Source organism: Oceanobacillus polygoni (genome assembly GCF_008304605.1).
Taxonomy (GTDB): domain Bacteria; phylum Bacillota; class Bacilli; order Bacillales; family Amphibacillaceae; genus Oceanobacillus; species Oceanobacillus polygoni.
This window is the reverse complement of record NZ_PIJY01000024.1, coordinates 61,147-81,041: the sequence shown is the minus strand read 5'-3', so window position 1 is coordinate 81,041 and position 19,895 is coordinate 61,147. Positions and strand designations below refer to the sequence as shown.

19 protein-coding genes and 1 riboswitch are annotated in these 19,895 nt (G+C 38.3%); of the genes, 9 read left to right on the top strand and 10 right to left on the bottom strand.

Annotated features, from left to right (window positions below):
• On the bottom strand, nucleotides 1-1,728 hold the full coding sequence (gene cydC, locus F1560_RS09620) for a thiol reductant ABC exporter subunit CydC (protein WP_149474406.1): 1,728 nt from the start codon (nucleotides 1,726-1,728) through the stop codon (nucleotides 1-3).
• The gene (gene cydD / locus F1560_RS09615) at nucleotides 1,725-3,458 is read right to left on the bottom strand and encodes a thiol reductant ABC exporter subunit CydD (RefSeq protein WP_149474405.1); all 1,734 of its coding nucleotides are present in this window, start codon (nucleotides 3,456-3,458) and stop codon (nucleotides 1,725-1,727) included. Before cydD ends, cydC begins: the two co-directional genes overlap by 4 nt.
• Before the next feature lie 315 nt (nucleotides 3,459-3,773).
• On the opposite strand from cydD, the gene F1560_RS09610 reads away from it, so the two are divergent.
• On the top strand, nucleotides 3,774-4,745 hold the full coding sequence (locus F1560_RS09610) for an L-lactate dehydrogenase (RefSeq protein WP_149474404.1): 972 nt from the start codon (nucleotides 3,774-3,776) through the stop codon (nucleotides 4,743-4,745).
• Nucleotides 4,746-4,816: 71 nt separating this feature from the next.
• On the opposite strand, the gene F1560_RS09605 is transcribed toward F1560_RS09610, so the two are convergent.
• The 4 genes from F1560_RS09605 to dapA all read right to left on the bottom strand — a co-directional run bounded on the left by F1560_RS09605 (nucleotide 4,817) and on the right by dapA (nucleotide 7,307).
• Complete coding sequence (locus F1560_RS09605) at nucleotides 4,817-5,203, bottom strand: hypothetical protein (protein WP_149474403.1); 387 nt, start codon at nucleotides 5,201-5,203, stop codon at nucleotides 4,817-4,819.
• Between the two features lie 87 nt (nucleotides 5,204-5,290).
• A complete protein-coding gene (locus F1560_RS09600; RefSeq protein ID WP_149474402.1) occupies nucleotides 5,291-5,518 on the bottom strand; it encodes a YdbC family protein in 228 nt (75 codons plus the stop codon).
• Nucleotides 5,519-5,642: 124 nt separating this feature from the next.
• Nucleotides 5,643-6,077 carry a universal stress protein gene (locus F1560_RS09595; RefSeq protein ID WP_187773682.1) on the bottom strand — a complete coding sequence of 145 codons (435 nt, stop codon included), beginning with the start codon at nucleotides 6,075-6,077 and terminating at the stop codon, nucleotides 5,643-5,645.
• Between the two features lie 336 nt (nucleotides 6,078-6,413).
• Nucleotides 6,414-7,307: a 4-hydroxy-tetrahydrodipicolinate synthase gene (dapA, locus tag F1560_RS09590; RefSeq protein ID WP_149474400.1), complete on the bottom strand. Its 894-nt coding sequence runs from the start codon at nucleotides 7,305-7,307 to the stop codon at nucleotides 6,414-6,416.
• 106 nt (nucleotides 7,308-7,413) lie between these two features.
• Nucleotides 7,414-7,592: riboswitch (Lysine riboswitch) on the bottom strand.
• Nucleotides 7,593-8,338: 746 nt separating this feature from the next.
• On the opposite strand from dapA, the gene F1560_RS09585 reads away from it, so the two are divergent.
• The 5 genes from F1560_RS09585 to F1560_RS09565 all read left to right on the top strand — a co-directional run bounded on the left by F1560_RS09585 (nucleotide 8,339) and on the right by F1560_RS09565 (nucleotide 13,186).
• Nucleotides 8,339-10,645 (top strand): glycoside hydrolase family 3 protein, encoded by a 2,307-nt coding sequence (locus F1560_RS09585; RefSeq protein WP_149474399.1) that lies wholly within the window; start codon nucleotides 8,339-8,341, stop codon nucleotides 10,643-10,645.
• Nucleotides 10,646-10,791: 146 nt separating this feature from the next.
• On the top strand, nucleotides 10,792-11,184 hold the full coding sequence (locus F1560_RS09580) for a hypothetical protein (protein ID WP_149474398.1): 393 nt from the start codon (nucleotides 10,792-10,794) through the stop codon (nucleotides 11,182-11,184).
• 92 nt (nucleotides 11,185-11,276) lie between these two features.
• Nucleotides 11,277-11,879 (top strand): signal peptidase I SipW, encoded by a 603-nt coding sequence (sipW, locus tag F1560_RS09575; RefSeq protein WP_149474397.1) that lies wholly within the window; start codon nucleotides 11,277-11,279, stop codon nucleotides 11,877-11,879.
• A 38-nt stretch (nucleotides 11,880-11,917) separates the two neighbouring features.
• Nucleotides 11,918-12,505: a CalY family protein gene (locus F1560_RS09570; RefSeq protein ID WP_149474396.1), complete on the top strand. Its 588-nt coding sequence runs from the start codon at nucleotides 11,918-11,920 to the stop codon at nucleotides 12,503-12,505.
• A 411-nt stretch (nucleotides 12,506-12,916) separates the two neighbouring features.
• Entirely contained in the window at nucleotides 12,917-13,186 is a 270-nt protein-coding gene (locus F1560_RS09565) for a hypothetical protein (protein ID WP_149474395.1), read from the top strand.
• Nucleotides 13,187-13,234: 48 nt separating this feature from the next.
• Here F1560_RS09565 and F1560_RS09560 read toward each other — a convergent pair whose 3' ends face one another.
• On the bottom strand, nucleotides 13,235-13,759 hold the full coding sequence (locus tag F1560_RS09560) for a nitroreductase family protein (protein WP_149474394.1): 525 nt from the start codon (nucleotides 13,757-13,759) through the stop codon (nucleotides 13,235-13,237).
• Nucleotides 13,760-13,983: 224 nt separating this feature from the next.
• Between F1560_RS09560 and pdxK the strand changes: the two genes are divergently transcribed.
• Both pdxK and F1560_RS09550 read left to right on the top strand, forming a co-directional pair.
• Entirely contained in the window at nucleotides 13,984-14,793 is an 810-nt protein-coding gene (pdxK, locus tag F1560_RS09555) for a pyridoxine/pyridoxal/pyridoxamine kinase (RefSeq protein WP_149474393.1), read from the top strand.
• A gap of 221 nt (nucleotides 14,794-15,014) precedes the next feature.
• Nucleotides 15,015-15,554 (top strand): YusW family protein, encoded by a 540-nt coding sequence (locus F1560_RS09550; protein WP_149474392.1) that lies wholly within the window; start codon nucleotides 15,015-15,017, stop codon nucleotides 15,552-15,554.
• Nucleotides 15,555-15,635: 81 nt separating this feature from the next.
• Here the strand turns inward: F1560_RS09550 and F1560_RS09545 are convergent, their stop codons facing one another.
• From F1560_RS09545 to F1560_RS09535, 3 genes are all read right to left on the bottom strand, one after another.
• Complete coding sequence (locus tag F1560_RS09545; protein ID WP_149474391.1) at nucleotides 15,636-16,196, bottom strand: NADPH-dependent FMN reductase; 561 nt, start codon at nucleotides 16,194-16,196, stop codon at nucleotides 15,636-15,638.
• A 198-nt stretch (nucleotides 16,197-16,394) separates the two neighbouring features.
• Nucleotides 16,395-16,874, bottom strand: coding sequence for a GNAT family N-acetyltransferase (locus F1560_RS09540; RefSeq protein ID WP_149474390.1), 480 nt, complete (start codon nucleotides 16,872-16,874; stop codon nucleotides 16,395-16,397).
• Between the two features lie 379 nt (nucleotides 16,875-17,253).
• Nucleotides 17,254-18,159, bottom strand: a complete 906-nt coding sequence (locus tag F1560_RS09535) for a TetR/AcrR family transcriptional regulator (RefSeq protein WP_149474389.1) — start codon at nucleotides 18,157-18,159, stop codon at nucleotides 17,254-17,256.
• Nucleotides 18,160-18,336: 177 nt separating this feature from the next.
• Here F1560_RS09535 and F1560_RS09530 point away from each other — a divergent pair, with 177 nt between their 5' ends.
• The gene (locus F1560_RS09530; protein ID WP_149474388.1) at nucleotides 18,337-19,869 is read left to right on the top strand and encodes a DHA2 family efflux MFS transporter permease subunit; all 1,533 of its coding nucleotides are present in this window, start codon (nucleotides 18,337-18,339) and stop codon (nucleotides 19,867-19,869) included.
• The last annotated feature ends 26 nt before the right edge of the window (nucleotides 19,870-19,895 follow it).

Sequence of the window (19,895 nt, the reverse complement as noted above, 5' to 3'; positions counted from 1 at the left end):
TTAATGATCTCCCAAAAACACACTTTGTTCGATTTCCTTCATTTGATAAAAGTACCCTTTGATTTCCATTAATTCTTCATAGGTACCAGACTCTACAATCTCACCTTGATCCATTACCATAATTTGATCCATGTTCTCAAGTCCTGTTAAACGATGACTGATTAGAACAACCGTATCATCCTTCGATACCTCAAATAGTTGCTTATAGAGCTGTTCCTCTGTTACTGCGTCTATCGAGGAGGTTGGTTCATCTAGCAGCCATAATGGTGCTTGCTTTAGCATTGCTCGAGCTAGTGCTAAACGTTGCTTTTCACCACCAGAAAGATTCTCTCCCTTTTCCAAAACTTGATCGTCCAATCCGAAGTGACTTAACTGTACGTCATGGAGAATCTCCATCATTTCATTGTCGTTTACATTTTCTTTAGCTAGTGCAAGATTACCGCGAATCGTCCCATAGAAAAAATGATTAGACTGGAGTACAACATTCGCATGCTTCCATACGCTTTCCTCTTCTAAATCAGCTATCGATTGATCATTGAGAAAAAGAGTCCCCTCATGCACTTGGTACAATTTAAGTAATAGCTGCATAATAGTGGACTTTCCAGATCCACTCGGACCAACAATTGCCGTTTTCGAACCAGCAGGTAAATGGAATGTTATGTTTTTTAATGTATCAGTCGCCTCAGTTGGAAAAGCAAAGGATACTTGATTAAATGTAATGGACGGAGCGCTTTTTAAGTCTAGCTTTGTTAATGAATAATCCGTATTCTCTTTCTCTCCGCTACCTGTTACCTCATCAAGTCTTGTTACCGCCTGACGACTTTCTTGAAAATAGCTCGGGAATGCCGCCATTGGTGATGTATTTTCAAATATCGTTAAGGATACCATCACAAGCATTGCAAGAAATAACCCGTCTAGCTGATGTTCCGAGACAAAATAAGCACCTACCGTTAACACGGAAACAGAAACAAGAAGTGATAGAAACGTATTTGCCGATTCACTAAATAGGCGATGCACATTTTCACGCTCTTGCTCTAACAAATACGTATCCGCTGAATTAAATAACGCTTCCTCTTTGTTATTTACTTGCTGATATATTTTTAAATCGCGAAAGCCGTAAAGAAATTCTGTAACCTCCGTCGATAAGTCTCCTCTCGTTTCCCTCACCCGATAATCAATTTTCCGTTGCTTCATACCGATGACGAATGGAACAACAAACGTCGTTAATAACAGCCCAAGAAATAGAAGTAAAGCTGTTTCGATAGAGAAATAAGCCGTGAAAAGAATCGTGACAAGAAATACGAGAACAAGCACAATCGGTGGGTAAAAAACACGTAAAAAGTAGTTTTGCAGCGTTTCTACATCGCCAACAATACGTGCAAGTAGGTCTCCACTACGATGACTTTGGAAAATAGTTGGTGCAAGTGGCTCCATTTTTTTATAAAACGAAATACGCAAATTACTAAGCATTGTAAATGTCGCTCGATGTGAAAAATACCTTTCACCATAACGACTTAATGCCGATATAATCCCAAGTAACTTCACGATTGCAACGAGTACCATCAAGGAATATATTGGCGGTACTAAAGCTGCTTTGGATATTAAGTAACCACTCGATGAAAATAGCCCAACCGCAGTTACTCCAGCCAGAAAGCCACACGTAATTGAAAAAATAACATCTTTTTTTTCCTGCAACACGATCTTGATGACAGAACGTAATCCCTTCATTTTGTCATCCCTCCCTGCTGTACAGTCACCATATTCCGATAGGCTTCTACCGTCGTCAATAATTCATCATGTTTACCTACTGCCTTAACTTCACCATTATCTAAAAGCACTATTTTATCAGCCTTTTGAATAGTATGAAGTCGGTGAGCAACCGTAATAACGGTTGAATGTTTTCCTAACTCCTGCATTGATTTTTGAAGGATTTGTTCCGTTTGCAAATCAAGACCTGTTGTCGGCTCATCAAAGAAAATGACAGACGGTCGTTTGAGAAAGGCTCTAGCAAGTGCTATTCGCTGCTTCTCTCCGCCAGAAAGGCCTCTTCCACCTTCACCGATTGATGTATCGTATCCACTTTCAAGTGACTCGACTAAACGATTAATCCCAGCCTTCTCAGCTGCTATTATTATTTCTTCTTGATTTGCGCTTTTTGTAGAACCGATTGCAATATTTTCTGCAACCGTACCTGAGAATATATATGGATTTTGTGAAATATAACTTAATTGATCAAACCAATCCTTCTCACTGTATTGCCTTAAGGTAGTTTCATTTACTTGAATCGTTCCTGCTGTAAGTGGGACAAGTCCAGCAAGCATATGCAATAATGTCGTTTTGCCTGATCCTGTTTTTCCGATAATCGCAATTTGATTAAAGGCTTCGATTTCTAAGTCGATATGTTTTAACGCAAATCCACCTTCCTCGTATGAAAATCCTGCATTACCTACTTTAATATGTGGCGGCTTATTTTTCGCCAAAGGCATTTCTCCCCACCCAGCCTCATCATCTTCGAGTGTCGAAAGCTCTTCATCTAATTTATTCGCTGCCGCCATGCTTGTCCTACCGGTATGAAATGAATTTCCCAGCTCCTTTAATTTCGTATAAAACTCTGGAGCAAGAATAAGCATTAAAAAGCCAGTAAAAAACATGATATCTTGAAAAATAATCATTCGAACAGCAACTTCCAATGCGATAAGACCAATACTTAACATCGAAATGAATTCTAACGCCAAGGAATTCGTAAATGCAATTTTAAGTACTTCCATCGTCGCATCACGGAAATCTAAGCTGCTTTTCCGAATGGTTTTCTCTTGTTCTTTAGATTGTCCAAATAATTTCAAAGTCGTTAACCCTTGTAACGTATCGAGAAACGTGCCAGAGAAAGCATTCATCTTATCTAGCTGCTGCTCGGATTTGTCTTTCGTATTAAAACCAATAATAATCATAAATATGGGAATAAATGGTGCGGTAACTAAGATTATAATTCCTGTTGCCATATGTTCCATAAAAATAACAACAAGAATGAAAAGCGGTACAATCGTTGATTGGATAGCTTGTGGAATGTAGCTGCTAAAATAAGAATCAATTTCATCTACCGTATCCAATAGCAGCCCAACCTTCCTGCCTGATTGACCTTCTAACGATGCCTGCATCGGGTTTCTTGAAAATGTATGTACAAATTGACTTCGAAGCGCTCTTTTAGCAATAGTAGCCATTCTTATGCCTGTTCTTCCATTCAGATAATTGAGTCCTGTCCGTAGTAGAAGCGCTACAATTAAGCCAATTATCAATGGGCTTATTTCTGAAAATGAATAGCCTTTTAGGAAAACGCGGTCAATTATCATTACAAATAAATAACCTTGACCGATAATAGCAATTGCAGAAAGAACCGCAAGCACAACAAAAAGTACGAGCTTTCCTTTCTGTTCTGCTACTATTTTCTTCAGCCTGTCCATTGATTCCCCTCCTAACACTAAACTTTTTAGTGAACATCTTCACATAAGTATACATGATTTGATTTGACGAAGTAAATGTATAGCTATGGCGTTAACATAAATGTCGATTTTGTATGCATTTAATCATAATAAGGCTAATCCATATAAGATTAATCTCATATAGATAAGCCTCGCCAGTAATTGCTCAGACACCGCTTTTTATTCATGATCTTTATATTCCGATGCCTTTCCTGTCCAATCCATCCTTTCGTTTTAAAGAAACAGGATAAAGGTATACTACTTGTAGCACATTGTACGTATGGAGGTCGGTTAACAATGCTCGATCAGGATGTTCGGATTCGTCGCGTTGCTTTAATTGGAACAGGACTTGTTGGTTCAAGCTATGCATTTGCATTAATGAATCAAGGTGTTGTCAATGATCTGGTTATGATTGATGTAAATGAGAATAAGGCTAAAGGGGATGTCATTGATTTAAACCATGGGAAAGGTTTTGCACCTAGCCCGATGAACATTCGTTATGGCACATATAAAGATTGTTCAAATATTGATTTAATCGTTATTTGTGCTGGGGCTAATCAGCAACCTGGTGAAACGAGACTTGATCTTGTTGATAAAAACCTAAAAATATTTAAAAGCATAGTGGAACAAGTGATGACTAGTGGTTTTAATGGGATATTTCTTGTTGCTACAAACCCTGTTGATATTCTCACCTATGCAACCTGGAAATTCAGTGGGCTTCCAAAGGAGCGGGTAATTGGTTCTGGTACGATTTTAGACACTGCTCGTTTTCGTTTTTCTCTCGGGGAATATTTCCAAGTGTCTCCGAGTAATATTCATGCCTATATAATTGGAGAGCATGGAGATAGTGAGCTGCCCGTTTACAGTACAGCTACGATTGGAACGATGCCGATAAAAACGTTTATCGATCATAAAGAGGAATACATGCTTGAAGACCTTGATGAGATTTTTATAAATGTTCGTGATGCCGCCTATTATATTATAAAAAATAAAGGAGCAACTTTTTATGGAATTGCGATGAGCTTAGTTCGGATTACAAAAGCGATCTTTTCCAACGAAAATTCAATTCTTACCGTTTCTGCTCACTTAAACGGTAAGTATGGCGAGGATCATGTTTATATCGGCGTACCAGCTGTTATCAATCGAAACGGAATACGCGAAATTATCGAGCTTGAATTAAATGAAGAAGAGCAAGGGAAATTCAAGCATAGTTCAAATGTACTTAAAGAAATGCTTGCCCCTTACTTTGAGGAATGCAAATCAACATAATGGGATGAAAAACGTAAAAAATGCACAACAAGCTCTCGCTTTGTTGTGCATTCTTTCTGGATTTATCTTTGCTACTTTTTAATAAATTTTATAGCAAAGTAAATAACGCATGCAATTACAGCATAGATAAAAAACATAACAAGAAAGCCCCACAGTCCCATCACTGCATCAGCAAATTCCATGTTTCCCCGATTCGTAATCGCTTGTTGCAATTCTATCGCAAAAACGATAACAATCATAATCGTAAATGTATATACGAAAGAAAATATTGTTGTACTCCATTTAAGCTTTTCCAGTAGTTTGAAAAAGATATAGACAAAAAAGAAAATCGCCATTCCGATAAAACCCATCACCCAAAAATGGAGTTCTTTATCTGTCATATGTAAGCCAAACATATCTGTAAGGATATCATGGATATTATTTACAATTTCTGCAAGGGTAATAATGATCTCTTTCATCGCATCTCCAACTTTTCATTTATCTTTATATCTATTATACGAATCCTTATCTGTATCCCATGATAATAATTTCACATAATCTTTAAATTACGAAAGCGTGTCTAAACGTGTTAATGCTTCCTTTAATTGAACGAGTTCTTCTTTTGTTAATGTTACACCTTTTCCCATCTTTTCCTTACCTGGTGCCCAGTCACGTAAATCATATTTTGGTGGGCGTCCATTCCAACTGATTACATTTAGTTCCTTCGTCCATCCTTTTGGAGATTCCGAAATAACAGCAAGCGTTTCTATAATTTCATAGTTTAATTCAGCCATATTCATACTCCTTTATTCTGTTGCTTTTCATTTTACTATTCGTCCTTTTTCTTACTTTCGTTTAGTAAATTCAAAAAAATCCATGCTCAAACAGGCTTTACTTAACCTAGTCCTATTAAATCGATTATTTAACAATCAAAACGGGGCATTTAGCGTTGTGTACAATCGTATTGCTTACACTACCTAACAGAAGACTCTTCATATTACTAATCCCACGATTACCTACAATGATTAAATCGATGTCATTAGCTAAAGCATATTCACATATCGACTTCCCAGGATTACTTTGTGAAAAATCCGTCCTAATGTCCGTTACCGTAACAATTCCTGATGCTTCCATTTCCTTTTTAATTTGTTGTAATCCCGGTAGAAGAAATTCTGCATCTGACATGGATATATTACCCGCAATAGCTGTATCGTTACTTTTAATTCCCGGTGTCACAACTGAAATAACATGAACTTCTGCTTTAGCTGGAAGAGAGGCCTGAATTTTTGCCTCTTCAATCGCCTTTTTACTACTAGCTGAACCATCATACGATACGAGAATTTTTCGGTCCATTTGCATTCCTCCTCGTTAACAGTTAATTGCTACTTTTATTATACATTGTTAAGCATTGAGAAGTTAGTTTTTTAATGCTTTCGGTAAGCTAATAGCACATTAAAATTCCCTAAGCGAATCGTAATTTCACTTAGGGAAAAAGGAAAGTTTAGAGGCTGGGACAAAAGTATTTTTATGAAATAAAAACCGAACATGATTGATGCAAATAAATCGCTCCGAAAATATACTCCGCTAAGTTTGTACATCGTTCGTCTTTAACATTAAGTACTTTAGTTATGTCCCATCCTCTATCTGCCAAAAAAAGGAATAAGCATCCCTGCTTACTCCTTTTTTAAATTAATATCCAACAGCTTTTTTCACTTCGTAGACTGCTACTAATTTATAAATTGATTCCTGTTCTGATTCCGTTAATGGTACAAGCGGTAAGCGCACACCACCAACTGGGACTCCAATATGGTTTAGTGCTTCTTTTACTGGGGTAGGGCTCGGAGCTGAAAATAATGCTTTCATTACCGGCAAAATATGTCGGTGTATAGCACTAGCATTGGCTACATCACCATTCTTGAAAAGCTGGACCATTTCTTTCATTTCGTTACCAATTACATGCGATGCCACAGACACAACGCCTGTCCCTCCTACCGCAAGGGTTGGTAATGTAAGACTATCATCACCACTATAAACACTGAAATTATCAGAAGTATGGCTGATAATCTCCGAAACCTTATCTAAATCGGCACTAGCCTCTTTTACCGAAACAATGTTTGGGATTTCAGAAAGACGGACAATTGTTTCTAATTCCATATTTACCACACTTCTACCAGGGATATTATAAAGCATGACAGGTAGTGCTGTACTTTCTGCAATCGCTCTGAAGTGCTGATACATGCCTTCTTGTGACGGTTTATTATAGTAAGGAGCAACAAGCATAATCCCATCAACACCTGTAGCCGCTGCCTCTTTCGTTAGTTCGATAGATGCTCTTGTATTATTTGATCCAGTTCCTGCAATTACAGGAATCCTTCCATTTACTTCTTCTACTACCGTTTGAAAAAGTTTCAGTTTTTCATCATTGGAAAGTGTAGGTGATTCTCCCGTTGTACCAGCAACCACTAAACCTTCTGTACCATTCGCTATCAAATAATTAACTAACCCTTTAGTCCGCTCAAAATCAATTTCTCCAGCCTCATTAAATGGAGTAACCATTGCCGTTAATACATTACCAAAATACATATCGACACACCCTTTTCATCCTATTATTTTATCGGTGCGGAGGACCAAATTAAAAAGCAGCAACGAGAGAGCTCGCTGCCGCTTATAGAACATTCTTTATCGTTCTAAGCTTGATAGCCCTCCATATAGTACCCTATATGACAGTCCTGTATCTATTTGATAACAGGCCCAGCTTCAGAAGATGAGTCTTCTTTCCACTTCGGCAAATCCCCCTTCCCTTACATTTCGTCAGAGCTCATTCTCCTCCATGTAAGTACTTATGGTCTTTGCACCTCTACCCTTACTTTACAAATCTAAAATAAGAAAGTATTTAATTGTTATGTGTATTATAACAGGGACATGTTTAAAAAACAAGCATTTGTAAACTATTAAAAACGCTTCAAATTGATACAGTTATTTTACATCATTAATACCGTTTAAAATCCATTTGGTATAACTTCGTTTAGGTATTATTCCATTTGAATAACATAAAAAAAGAACTTCTAAACAGGCTTTAACTCCTTTCTCCATTTTTAGCATCTTCAATAGTTCTTTTTTCACGGTTCAATATATATAGTCGAGCCGTGAATGATTTCCGTACTTCGTTGGTAGTATTTCGTTAGGCAAGAAACAGGATTGGATAAAATGAAAATTATGATCAAATCTCTTATAGGTATTTATATCTGTTTTTTGTAAATATTAAAAATTATTATTGCTTTATAACAGATTATCTATTAAGATAAATCTAATTTGTTAGTTTATTCGCAAAACAAACTATCAAATTAGAAGGGAGGTTCGTAGTAATCAGTCTATGTTCACAACTATGTAAACGCTTAAATAATTTGAAAGGAGTGAAAAATGTTGTAACACAGGATTATTTCTAGATAAAGTACGGATATTGAGAGGAAATAAGGTAATCCTTTATCTTTTTAGTTAAATCTTATTGGATAGTTTGTTTATAAAACAAACTTCGAATGAAGAGAAATGTCAGAAGTGATTAGTTTATGTACCATACATTGAAAGCGCTTAAATTATATAAAGGAGGAGTATAAATGTTTGTAAAGCCTAAAAATTCAAAGAAGATCGTAAAGCCCGCTCTTATATTAATCGTCGCTCTCACATTGGGTCTCACAAGTAGTGTTGTTGCGGCAACCCCGGGTAACTCCAACACCTCTCCTGAAATCGAGGTTCGAGTGAAACCCAGTATCACCATTGATCAGCAAGAGTTCCGCGACCTTAACGGTAACGGATCTCTTGACGCATACGAGGATTGGCGCTTACCTACCAATGAACGCGTCACAGATCTCATTGAACAGATGACTGTAGAGGAGAAAGCCGGTTTGATGCTTATCTCCAGTCTCAATAACAATTCGAGTAGAATAAGCCTAACTGAGGACCACTTGCGCTATTTTATCATTCGCGATGACCCGGAGCCACGTGATTTAGCTATCCGCAATAACGAGTTTCAGGAACTTGGCGAAGCTTCTCGTTTGGGGATACCGGTTATAATGACCTCAAATCCTCGTAATCACGTCAATCCTAATGCGACATTCGGCCACTCAGAAGCCGGTGGACAGCTATCTACCTGGCCAGGCGAGCTTGGCTTGGCAGCTACTCAGGACCCTGAGCTGGTTAAGGAATTCGCTGAAATTGCTGCCAATGAGTGGCGTGCCGCTGGTATGCATAAGATCTACGGATATATGGCAGATTTATTGACTGAGCCACGTTGGACGCGTACTGATGGTACCTTCGGTGAGGATCCCGAGCTTGTTTCCAACATGATTACCTCGATCGTCGAAGGATTTCAGGGTGAAGAATTAAATGAAAATAGTGTCTCGCTAACCATTAAGCATTTCGCTGGCGGTGGGCCACGTTTAGAAGGTACGGACCCGCACCATGAATGGGGGAAAACGAACGAATACCCGACAGAAGGTAGCTTGTATCAATACCATCTCCCTCCGTTCGAGGCAGCTATAGAAGCTGGTACAACATCAATTATGCCGTACTATGCCATGCCAGTGAATGAACCCAGCGCGGTTCAACTGCCCGAGCACCTGTGGTTCTCCGATGACCAACAGTTTGAGGAGGTAGCATTCGCCTATAACGAGGGTATGCTTCAAGGTCTATTGCGTGACGAGTTAGGATTTAACGGTTATGTAAATTCTGATACAGGCATCATTAGTGAACGTATTTGGGGCGTTGAAGACTTGACCGAACCAGAACGTTATGCCAAGGCGATTAATGCCGGAACCGCCCTATTCTCTGGAGGTAGCGATGTTGCACCATTAATAGAGGCCATCAATACTGGTCTAGTAGACGAGTCCGAAATTGACAATTCCATCTCTCCCTTGCTAACTGAGATGTATGACCTTGGTCTGTTCGAGAATCCGTACGTAGATCCAGAGCTGGCCCAACAAATTGGCGATGATCCTGAGTCTCAGGCAATTGCTGACAAAGCTCACCGTAAGTCTATCGTCCTGTTGCGCAATGATAACGATGCGAGCGGACAAGTTTTACCGATTACAGACGATGAGGTTGAGAACGTTAAGCTTTACGTCGAGGTCTTCCAGAAAGGTGAGGAGAGGTCAGCGGAAGCAAGTGAAGATTTGGCTGATTCCATCGCGTTGGCAGACCCATCGATTGAGATTGTGCACTCCCCAGAGGAAGCGACTCATGCTTACATCTACGTGATTCCGTCGCTAAGCTGGAGAGAAGACGACACCTTGGGAGATCCACCATCGGTTGAGTTGAATATGGATTCCGACACACAGATTGATTCCGAGCGAATCCTCTATCTGCAAGAACAGGTGGATACTACTATTCTAGGTGTCAATATGACAAACCCATGGTTGATCAATGAAATTGAGCCGGGTGCAGATGCAGTGTTGGCTACATTCAATACTACTCCTGACGCCATTGTTGATGTCATTCGCGGCAAGTTCAACCCAACTGGTAAACTACCATTCACAGTGCCAGCCGATGTGGAAGCTGTAATTAACAACGCATCGGACGTACCTGGATACGCCGAGACATTTGAATATGCTTACACCAACGTGAAGGGTGATGACTATAGCTTGGGCTACGGTCTATCCTATATAAGTGCAGAATATATGAAAAACCTTGTTGAACAGTACGAGATAGATGGAGAATTCCAAAATGATCAAGCTGCGCGTTCTTTAAAGACACATTTAACTGCAGTTAGTCTTTACGAGAATCAACAGGCCTCGGAAAAAGTCGTTAAACACATGGAAACATTTAAGTATTTACTTAACAGTCAGCAAAAAAATGGGTTGATCTCTGATAAAGCGTTTGACATTCTCAGCAATCAGTCTGATCAATTAATCAAGTTATGGCAGTAGATTTTTAAGTTTATCAGGCAAGGCACTCTCTGTGACAGGTCGTGACCCGTCACAGAGGGTAATATTAGAATCACGAGTCCTTGAACGATCAATCTTTCTTTTTAACAGGTTCTAGTACATGGAATATGTAATCAGGAGTGAATAAAATGGGGAGCTTTCGTCTAACAAAAACGAAACGAAGCTTTAAAAAAAAGAAAATGGGCATTCCATTCAACCTACTCGTCATTTCATATCTGTTAATTTGTTTCGTCACCCTATTCTCATCACCGACAGCAGCATCTTTCCACGATACGCAAACAATGGAAGGAAGGATAACCGCTGATAACATGTTTAAACAATCGGAAGGACAAGATGACGTAGTAAATTCCGATAACGACGTGGGACAACAATCAGCAACGAGCGATTCCAATCAAGCAGAAGATGAAACCGCCGACACTATTGAGCAAGAGCAAGATAATATTGATGCAAAAGAAGAGCACCAATCGGAAGTTGTTGATTCTGAGTCAAAAATGAATGAGGACGAGAATGAGGATAAATAAACAGCAGAATGCAATGAAACAATCTATTTTCAAAATAAAGCAAAAATAAACTATATAATGATAACAAAATAGTACCGGAGTGATCAATCACTATGTGGAGAAAAACCAAGAAACTCATCAGCAGACTTACAACAGCTTTAATGTTTATTTTACTAATTATCACCTTATTCGCTGTCATCTCTACCCAGGTAGCTGATGAGGAGCCAAATGTTTTTGGGTACCAATTAAAAACGGTCTTGTCAGGATCCATGGAACCTGACATCCAAACTGGATCCATTATTTTGATCGATCCTACCAATGGTGAAACCCAGTTTAAGACAGGAGATGTCATCACTTACAAAAGCTCTGATGAGATTCTCATCACCCATCGAATTCACGAAGTCCAAAATAATGCCCAGCAGTATATTACCAAAGGGGATAATAATAACGCTACTGATACAGAGCCCGTGCTAGCTGAAAATATCGTCGGAAAATATACAGGATTTACGGTTCCGTATGCCGGTTATGTAGCTCACTTTGCTAATACGGAACAAGGTGCTGTTTTACTATTAATCTTGCCAGGATTTTTACTACTTGCCTACGCAATTATCATCCTTTGGCATGCACTAAAACAAATCGAGCCGCCAAAGGATAAAGAACAGATAGCCAATGATAAAGCGGTCCCATTTCCACATCGGGGTAACGAAAACGGATGAGGCATCAACATAACACAATATTATGAGGAGGAATTATAATGAGTTTTAAAAAACAGATTGGCATGGGTATCACAACTGCAGTATTAGGCCTAACTTTAATCGGGGGAGGAACATTCGCTTATTTTAGTAGCAGTGCAGAGACAAATAGTACGTTCGCCGCAGGAACACTAGATTTATCGACCGAGCCGTCAACTTTGATCGATGTTGACAATTTGAAGCCTGGTGACTCAATGGTTCGTACGTTTGAATTGCATAACAATGGTTCCCTAGATATAGACACGGTGTATTTGGAAACAGACTATTCCGTAATTGATGCAGAGGGAAATAATTCAAGCGATTTTGGAGAACATATCGAAGTAGAATTTCTTTATAACGTCAACAACTTAGATGAAGTAATTTACAAAACAACCTTGGCTGAACTACAAGACATGACGCCAGAAGCAATTAATGAAAATATTTTCTATCCAGATCTTGGCGATAAGGGATTACCGGTCGGGACAACACACGATCTTTTTGTCAAGTTCAACTTCGTCGATAACGGAGAAGATCAGAACGAATTCCAAGGAGATTCTTTAGATCTCACTTGGACCTTTGTAGCAACACAAACAGAGGGCGAGGTAAAATAACGATTAAAAACCACCCGTGCGAACGGGTGGTTTTCTCTGCGGCAGAAAGCCTTTGTTTCTAACCACTCCCCCCTAAAATGTTACTACGGTTCTTCTCATGCACTACTTCTACTGCCCAACTTCCAAGGCCACCCGCTCACCTATGTCGTTTTCGTTTGACCTCTTCACTTGTAAATGGACCAATATATCCCATCCTACTTAATTGTTCTGCGACTACATTACCTTGAATTTGATGTCGTATGTATATCTCTATTCCTTTCTTATTTCTACCTAATGCATCTATATAAACAATAACCAAAGTCCAGTTTATGCGGGCTATTATTGCTTATTTATTGTTTTTTCAAGGTGCGAAACTCAAGAGTACATGAAACATATGCTATTACATAACTTAATTCTCAGGAGGTAATTAAGATGGAGCGAAATTCATATCGTGACCTCCCTGCAAATTTCGGTGATAAGCTAACTTTTCTTGGTGAGATAATTAGTGTCATTGGAGGTAATATAGCAATTTTAGGTGCTTTCATTGCACTTGAACAAGAAAAAGATGGAGAAGTCCAGGTGAATCAAGAAAAAACACAGATGGATCAGCAGTTTGAATTGATGCAGCAGCAAATTATCGAACTACAAAAGAAAATAGATATGCTGGAACATCAAAATACCAAGGATTTAAGACATAAGTAAAAAAGAAACTGTTCCTACAAATTCACTTTCAGGAACAGTTTCATTCATTTAGCTAAATGTATCATAATATACAATTTCTTCTCTTGCTAGGTGTTTTTTCGGTTTTAATGTTTCTAGTGGATATCCCATTCCCAAAATAGCGACAACGCGGTGTTTTTCTGGAATATTGAGCAGCTGGCGCACATGATTTTCCCTAACGAAAGATTCCTTTTCATCCTCAGCGTGATAAACCGATCCAAATGCTGTGCCGAGCCCAACTTCAACAGCTTCAAGCCAGATAAATCCACATGCAATCGATGCATCCTGTAACCAGTATTTACTTATTTGCGGCTTACCCGTAACGACAATTGCCGCTTGCGCTTCTCTTAACCATTTCATATAAGGAGTAGTTGCCGCAAGACTATCTAATGGCGAACGATTCCTTATCACAATTAACGATTTGGAAGGAAGATTATTCCCTGATGGCGCATAATAACCTGCATCCACGACTTTCTCTAGAACCTCATTTGGGATGGGACGGTTAGCATACTCTGTAATTTCACGTCTTTCTTGTATCGCTTGAAAAACATCCATCGTATGGTCCTCTCCTTTGTTCTTAGATTTTATAGTAATCATAGCAAACTAATATGCCTTCGACCACCAAATGCCAGCTAATTTTATGATACTACTATTCAACAAACAAGCGGATATTTATAGAAAACTCCTCTTTCGACAACTTTCTCAAAATAAAATCAATAAGTGACAGACACTTCAAAAGTGCTATAATAAAAATTAGCTTTTTAGAGGAGGTTCTTTCAATGACAATGAAAAAAACGTTAACACTTGCAGGCTCCGACACAAGTGGAGGTGCAGGTATCGCTGCTGATTTAAAAACGTTTCAGGAGCATGATGTATACGGCATGACTGCATTAACCTGTATCGTTACTATGAATCCAGAGGGCTGGAATCATCACGTAACACCAATTGATTTGGATCTTGTAAACAGACAGTTAGACACTATTCTATCCGTCGGTGTCGATGCAATGAAGTCTGGCATGTTAGGTTCCGTGGATATCATTAAGCTTGGTGCAGAAAAAATAGATGCCTATAAAATTAATAATTTCGTACTAGACCCAGTTATGGTTTGTAAAGGAGAAGACGAAGTATTGCAGCCTGAAAATACAGACGCAATGCGCGAATACCTTCTTCCACGTGCACTCGTTACAACACCTAATTTATTTGAAGCTAGTCAATTAGCACAGACTGGCCCATTAAAATCAATTGAAGATATGAAACAAGCAGCTATAAAAATCCACCAGCTTGGTGCAAAAAACATTATCATTAAAGGTGGCAAGGCACTTGATCATGAAAAAGCAATTGATTTATTTTATGATGGTACAGACTTTGAAATTCTTGAAAAACAAAAAATCGATACCACCTATAACCATGGAGCTGGATGTACATTTGCTGCAGCAATCACAGCAAATCTAGCAAATGGCAAAAGTGTGAAGGAAGCTGTATTTGCTGCTAAGGATTTTGTTACTGCAGCTATCGCTAATGGTTGGAAGCTAAACGATTATGTTGGTCCAGTCATGCACGGTGCATACAATAAAGTGACAAACGAATAAAAGATAAACGAGCCTTGGAATAGATTAAATTGGATTTCAAGGCTTTTCCTGATTACTAGCTACATTACACCTGAAGATCTGCGTTTTCTCATTACCATGGCACAAATTCCAAGATGCCTTAGCACATAGGTAAATGGTTATAAAATCTTTTAATAAAGTTTAGTTTCTTCTCGTTTGGGCAATATGATGGTATACACTATTGAACAAAAGGAGTGAGCATCATGAAAAAAATGATGGTACTTGTAACAATAATGACATTCGGTTTACTTATTGCAGCGTGTGGTACGAGTGATGAAGGTACGAATCCTCCGGCGGATAATAATGCAGGAGAGACAGAAAACAACGCTACAGACGATCAAAATCAAGATGATACGAACACGGATACAAACACAGATACTTCTGAAACGGACAACGACCGTGATAATGTAACAACAGATATGGAATCTGATTACCCGTTTACTAGCTTTGATTTAGAAGCTGATTTTGAAGGCACAGAAGATATTGTTGAAGTAGAGTATGAACAAGATACTAATGAAACAGAAGCATCCTATCGAAATGAAACACAAGGAATTCAATTACGGGGCGATGAAGCGATGCAAGAGCTCGATAGCATCTTTTCAACCTTTGACTTTGATGAAAACACACCAAAGGAAGAGGTTTTGAGTACCGTACTAGAAGCGTTCAACATCCCATCTGATGCGCAACATGTTGAATTGGATATCGAATTTGTTGGTGGTACGGAAGTCGAATATCAACAATAAACCCTTTGTAGGCATTAACTTTATTAAAAAAACCCCGCTGCTTATTATACATTACTAGCAGCGGAGTTTACTATGTAGTCATTACTTTACAGCAGCAGTGACCTTGAAATTTTCAGTCCAGTTAACAAAATTTGTTACAACGGAATCAATAAATTGAACCGTAGCCTCATCTGTTAAATTTCCTTGTACATCAATTTTCTCATGAACAGCACCTACAAAAACTTCATTTCCAGGTAAAGTCAATGTTGCTACTCCTGGAGAATTTAAAATCTGGCGTAAGTGCAGCTGTGCTTTCACTGTGCCTAGCGCTCCCATCGAAGCTCCAACGATCATCGCCGGCTTCTTCACCATTACTTTCTCTACACGTGAAAACCAATCAATTGCATTTTTTAATATTCCAGAAATAGAACCATTGTATTCTGGGGTTGCAAATAAAATGCCATCACTTGCACTTATTTTCGCACGGATTTCCTTTACAATTTCTGGTGGATTTAGTTCGTCATCTTCGTTATACATTGGTAGCTGATCAATTGGTAAAATTTCAATGTCAACTTTTCCAGCATATCTATTCTGCATGAATTGAACAAGCTTCATGTTATAAGATTCTTTACGATTACTCCCTACCATTGCTACAATTTTCATTCGGTAATTCCTCCATCTATAATTTTTAAACTCTCTTGATGCAATATAATATTATTAGCAAAGTAGAAATGGATATTCAAGATATATGCTTAAGCGAAATAAATGACCGTTTTGTTTTAGTCATCAAAAGCAATCATCATGCAACATTCTATAATGTATCCTCTATATAAAGCCTTTATAATACTAATAATGATAGTCTCACTTAACCCAAGGCTTAATCATCGTAATAAACTCGGCTCGCTTACTTTGAAATTTAGTTTGTTCAACAAAGCCTGCTTTTTCATAGAGACGAATGGCTCGTTTATTAAAGGTAGCAACGGTTAGACGGATATCCATTTTTTCATAGCACTCTCCTACAAAATCAAGAATAGCTGAAAAAAATGATAAGCCAAGTCCTCTTCCAGTGAAAGCAGGCTTCATACCCAACCCAATATCAACACACGTTTCTTTATATGCACCAAACGGATAGCCAGCAGGCACTTGAGCAGGAGCACCAACACAGAAAAAGCCTACCAACACATCGAATCGATCTAAGACTACATAGTATTTCTTTCCTGTCAATTCCATAATTGCATGACTTGTTAGTACTTGATTATAGAAATCATAGGGACGTTCATATTTCCAGCAAAGAACCTCAATCGCATACTTTTCGGTCATCTTCCTTATCGTAAATTGCATGTCATTTCCTCGCTTTTTCTGCACTACATAGTGATTACATTACGAACATAATTATAACAATAGAAAGGGAATTTTTAAAAAATAATGTATGTACAAAGTTGATAGAGGTGGCCAGTTACTGTACGGACCACCTCTACAACGATTTAGTTATAATTTCTTTTTGCTTTCCGATTTTTCCACAGTCTTCTGACAATCGGATAAATAATTGGACCATATCGAATAAGTCTTCGTAGTAATCTACCCATTTTGCAGCCCCTTTCGATAATGGATTTCTAACGTTATACTAATATCATTCCTTAAATCCTTTTATTATAAACAAGTGAAGCTAAATGCTGAGCCTTTGGTGTCCAAAAAACACCACTAAAAAAGCAATGGAGTCTTATTTACTCTCCTTCTCCACTTCTTTTAATCGTTCCATTATACTCCACACTAAATGAAAAACCTGTCTTTCATTTCCTACTTCTGGTTCATGAAATGCTTTGGATATAGACATCAGAACACTCTCCAACAAAAACAGGCGTGGTTCATCCGCTTCTAGTTCATCGATCAAAAATTGTAGATAATCAAGTTTGTCAGTTTTTTCTTTTTCTACTTTATTTACTTTACTAAGCAGTGTCTGCAATTGAGATATAGCTTGTACTTTTAAATCCGTGATATTTTCCTCCGCATATTCTGGATTATTTAAAATCATATCCGTTTGAAAAAGTACTTCCTGCGGTTGCGCTTTAATCATTGGTTTTATAGAGTCCAGAGCGAATTGAATGACCCTTTTTGGAGCTATGTCTTTATTCCCGATAATTTTTAAAATATGTAAGGAATGGTGAATGGTTCCTAAAAGGATTACTGCATGATCAAGAGCATAGCGTTCTGTTTCCGGTCCATTAACTTCCGTTAGCCTTTTCGCAACCCATTGTAACTCCCTACTATGTTGCTTTCCGATGAATGCTTGTAAGTCATCGTCATCTGAAAGTGATATAGAAGAGAATAATGCCATAATGCTATGTTTGCGATTCGTGTCCATTCGAATTGCTATTTGCGCAGCAAGAACTTCCTCATCATTCTTTTCTCTCCCGTGGGCAATCTCGTTTCTTTTTTGATTCGTTTCTTCATATACGAATTCCAATATCGCCATCAGACATTCATTTTTAGAAGTAAAGTAATTGTAAAATGTTCCCTTTGCAATTTCCGCTTCATCTAAAATATCTTGGATCGATGTGGTTACAAACCCCTTTTCAATAAACAACCGATGTGCTGCATCTATAATTTGCTTCTTCTTGCGATTCATTTAATCACCTTTTTGTAATAGTCGTCTATTTATAATATAGACTTTTAAACTTGTTGTATCAACTTTTACATATCAAAAAAATATTCACTTGATATTATTAGACTATCGGTATAGAATATATTTTGTTCCAAATAACGGACTTTATATTTATTTAAAGAAAGAAGGAATTATGAAAAAATGAGTGCGTTCAACTCTATTCAACATAAACCTCCATATGGGATGATTGCGATTTTATTTATCGGTGCCTTCATTTCTATTTTAAACGAGACACTATTAAATGTAGCTTTACCATCAATTATGGTCGAATTTCAAATTAACCCTACAGCTGTTCAGTGGCTGTCCACCGGTTACATGCTCATTAATGGAATTCTAATTCCCGCGAGTGCATTTTTTATTCAGCGCTTTACGAATCGGAGTTTATTTTTAACTGCAATGACACTGTTTACTTTAGGTACATTGCTCGCAAGTTTATCCCCAACATTCGGAGTACTTCTTACTGCACGAATGATTCAAGCAGCAGGTTCAGCAATGATGATGCCATTATTAATGAATATCATGCTTACAGCCTTTCCAATTGAAAAAAGAGGAACAGCAATGGGAATCTTTGGATTGGTTATGTTCGTAGCCCCTGCGATTGGACCAACGCTTTCTGGTTGGCTTGTCGAACACTATAGTTGGAGAATGCTGTTCGATATTGTATTACCTTTCGCTATTTTTATCTTAGTTTATTCCATTTTCAAGCTTAAGAATATCACACCTCAACGTGATATCAAGCTCGATGTCTTATCCATTGTTTTATCGAGCTTAGGCTTTGGAGGACTCCTATATGGTTTCAGTTCTGCTGGCGACAAAGGGTGGGAGCACCCGCTCGTATATGGGACAATTATTATCGGTATCATTTCGGTGATTACGTTGATATTCCGACAGCTTCGTATGGATGAGCCAATGCTCGAATTTCGGATTTTTAAGTACCCGATGTTCGCATTATCATCAGCAATCTCGATTGTTTTATCAACGGCGATGTTCTCCGCGATGATATTAGTACCAATTTATATCCAAACCATTCGTGGTTTTTCTCCGATGGATGCTGGGCTACTCATGCTTCCAGGTGCCGTTATAATGGGATTAATGTCCCCAATTACCGGTCGGCTTTTTGATAAATACGGAGCACGAACCCTTGCCATTATCGGATTAACTATTGTTGTAACAACGACCTTTTTCTTTAGTCAACTAGACATGGAAATGTCATATGTAAGTCTCATGGTTTTATTTACTGTCCGTAGTTTTGGAATGTCTATGGTAATGATGCCAGTTATGACAAACGGATTGAATCAGTTACCTATGGAAGCAAATCCACATGGGACTGCAATGAATAATACACTGCAACAAGTTTCTGGCGCCATTGGTGCAGCATTATTGGTTACAGTAATGAACAATCGCACGGAGGCAAAAACAACAGAATTAACAGATGCAGCGATGGTAGCAATGGATCCTAACCTAGTACAATCTGAACAAGCAATGGCAGAAATGCAGGGGCAAATTATCAATGAAGCAATGCTTAATGGAATCAACTTCTCCTTCTTAGTGTCTACAATAATTGGGGGAGCAGCTCTGGTTCTAGCATTCTTTATTCGTCGCGTTAAATCAGACGGTACCATTGAAAAAAGAGATGAAAAGAAAAAGGCAACAAATTCCGTAATCGCAAAATAACAAACCGATACAACAGATAAATCCCT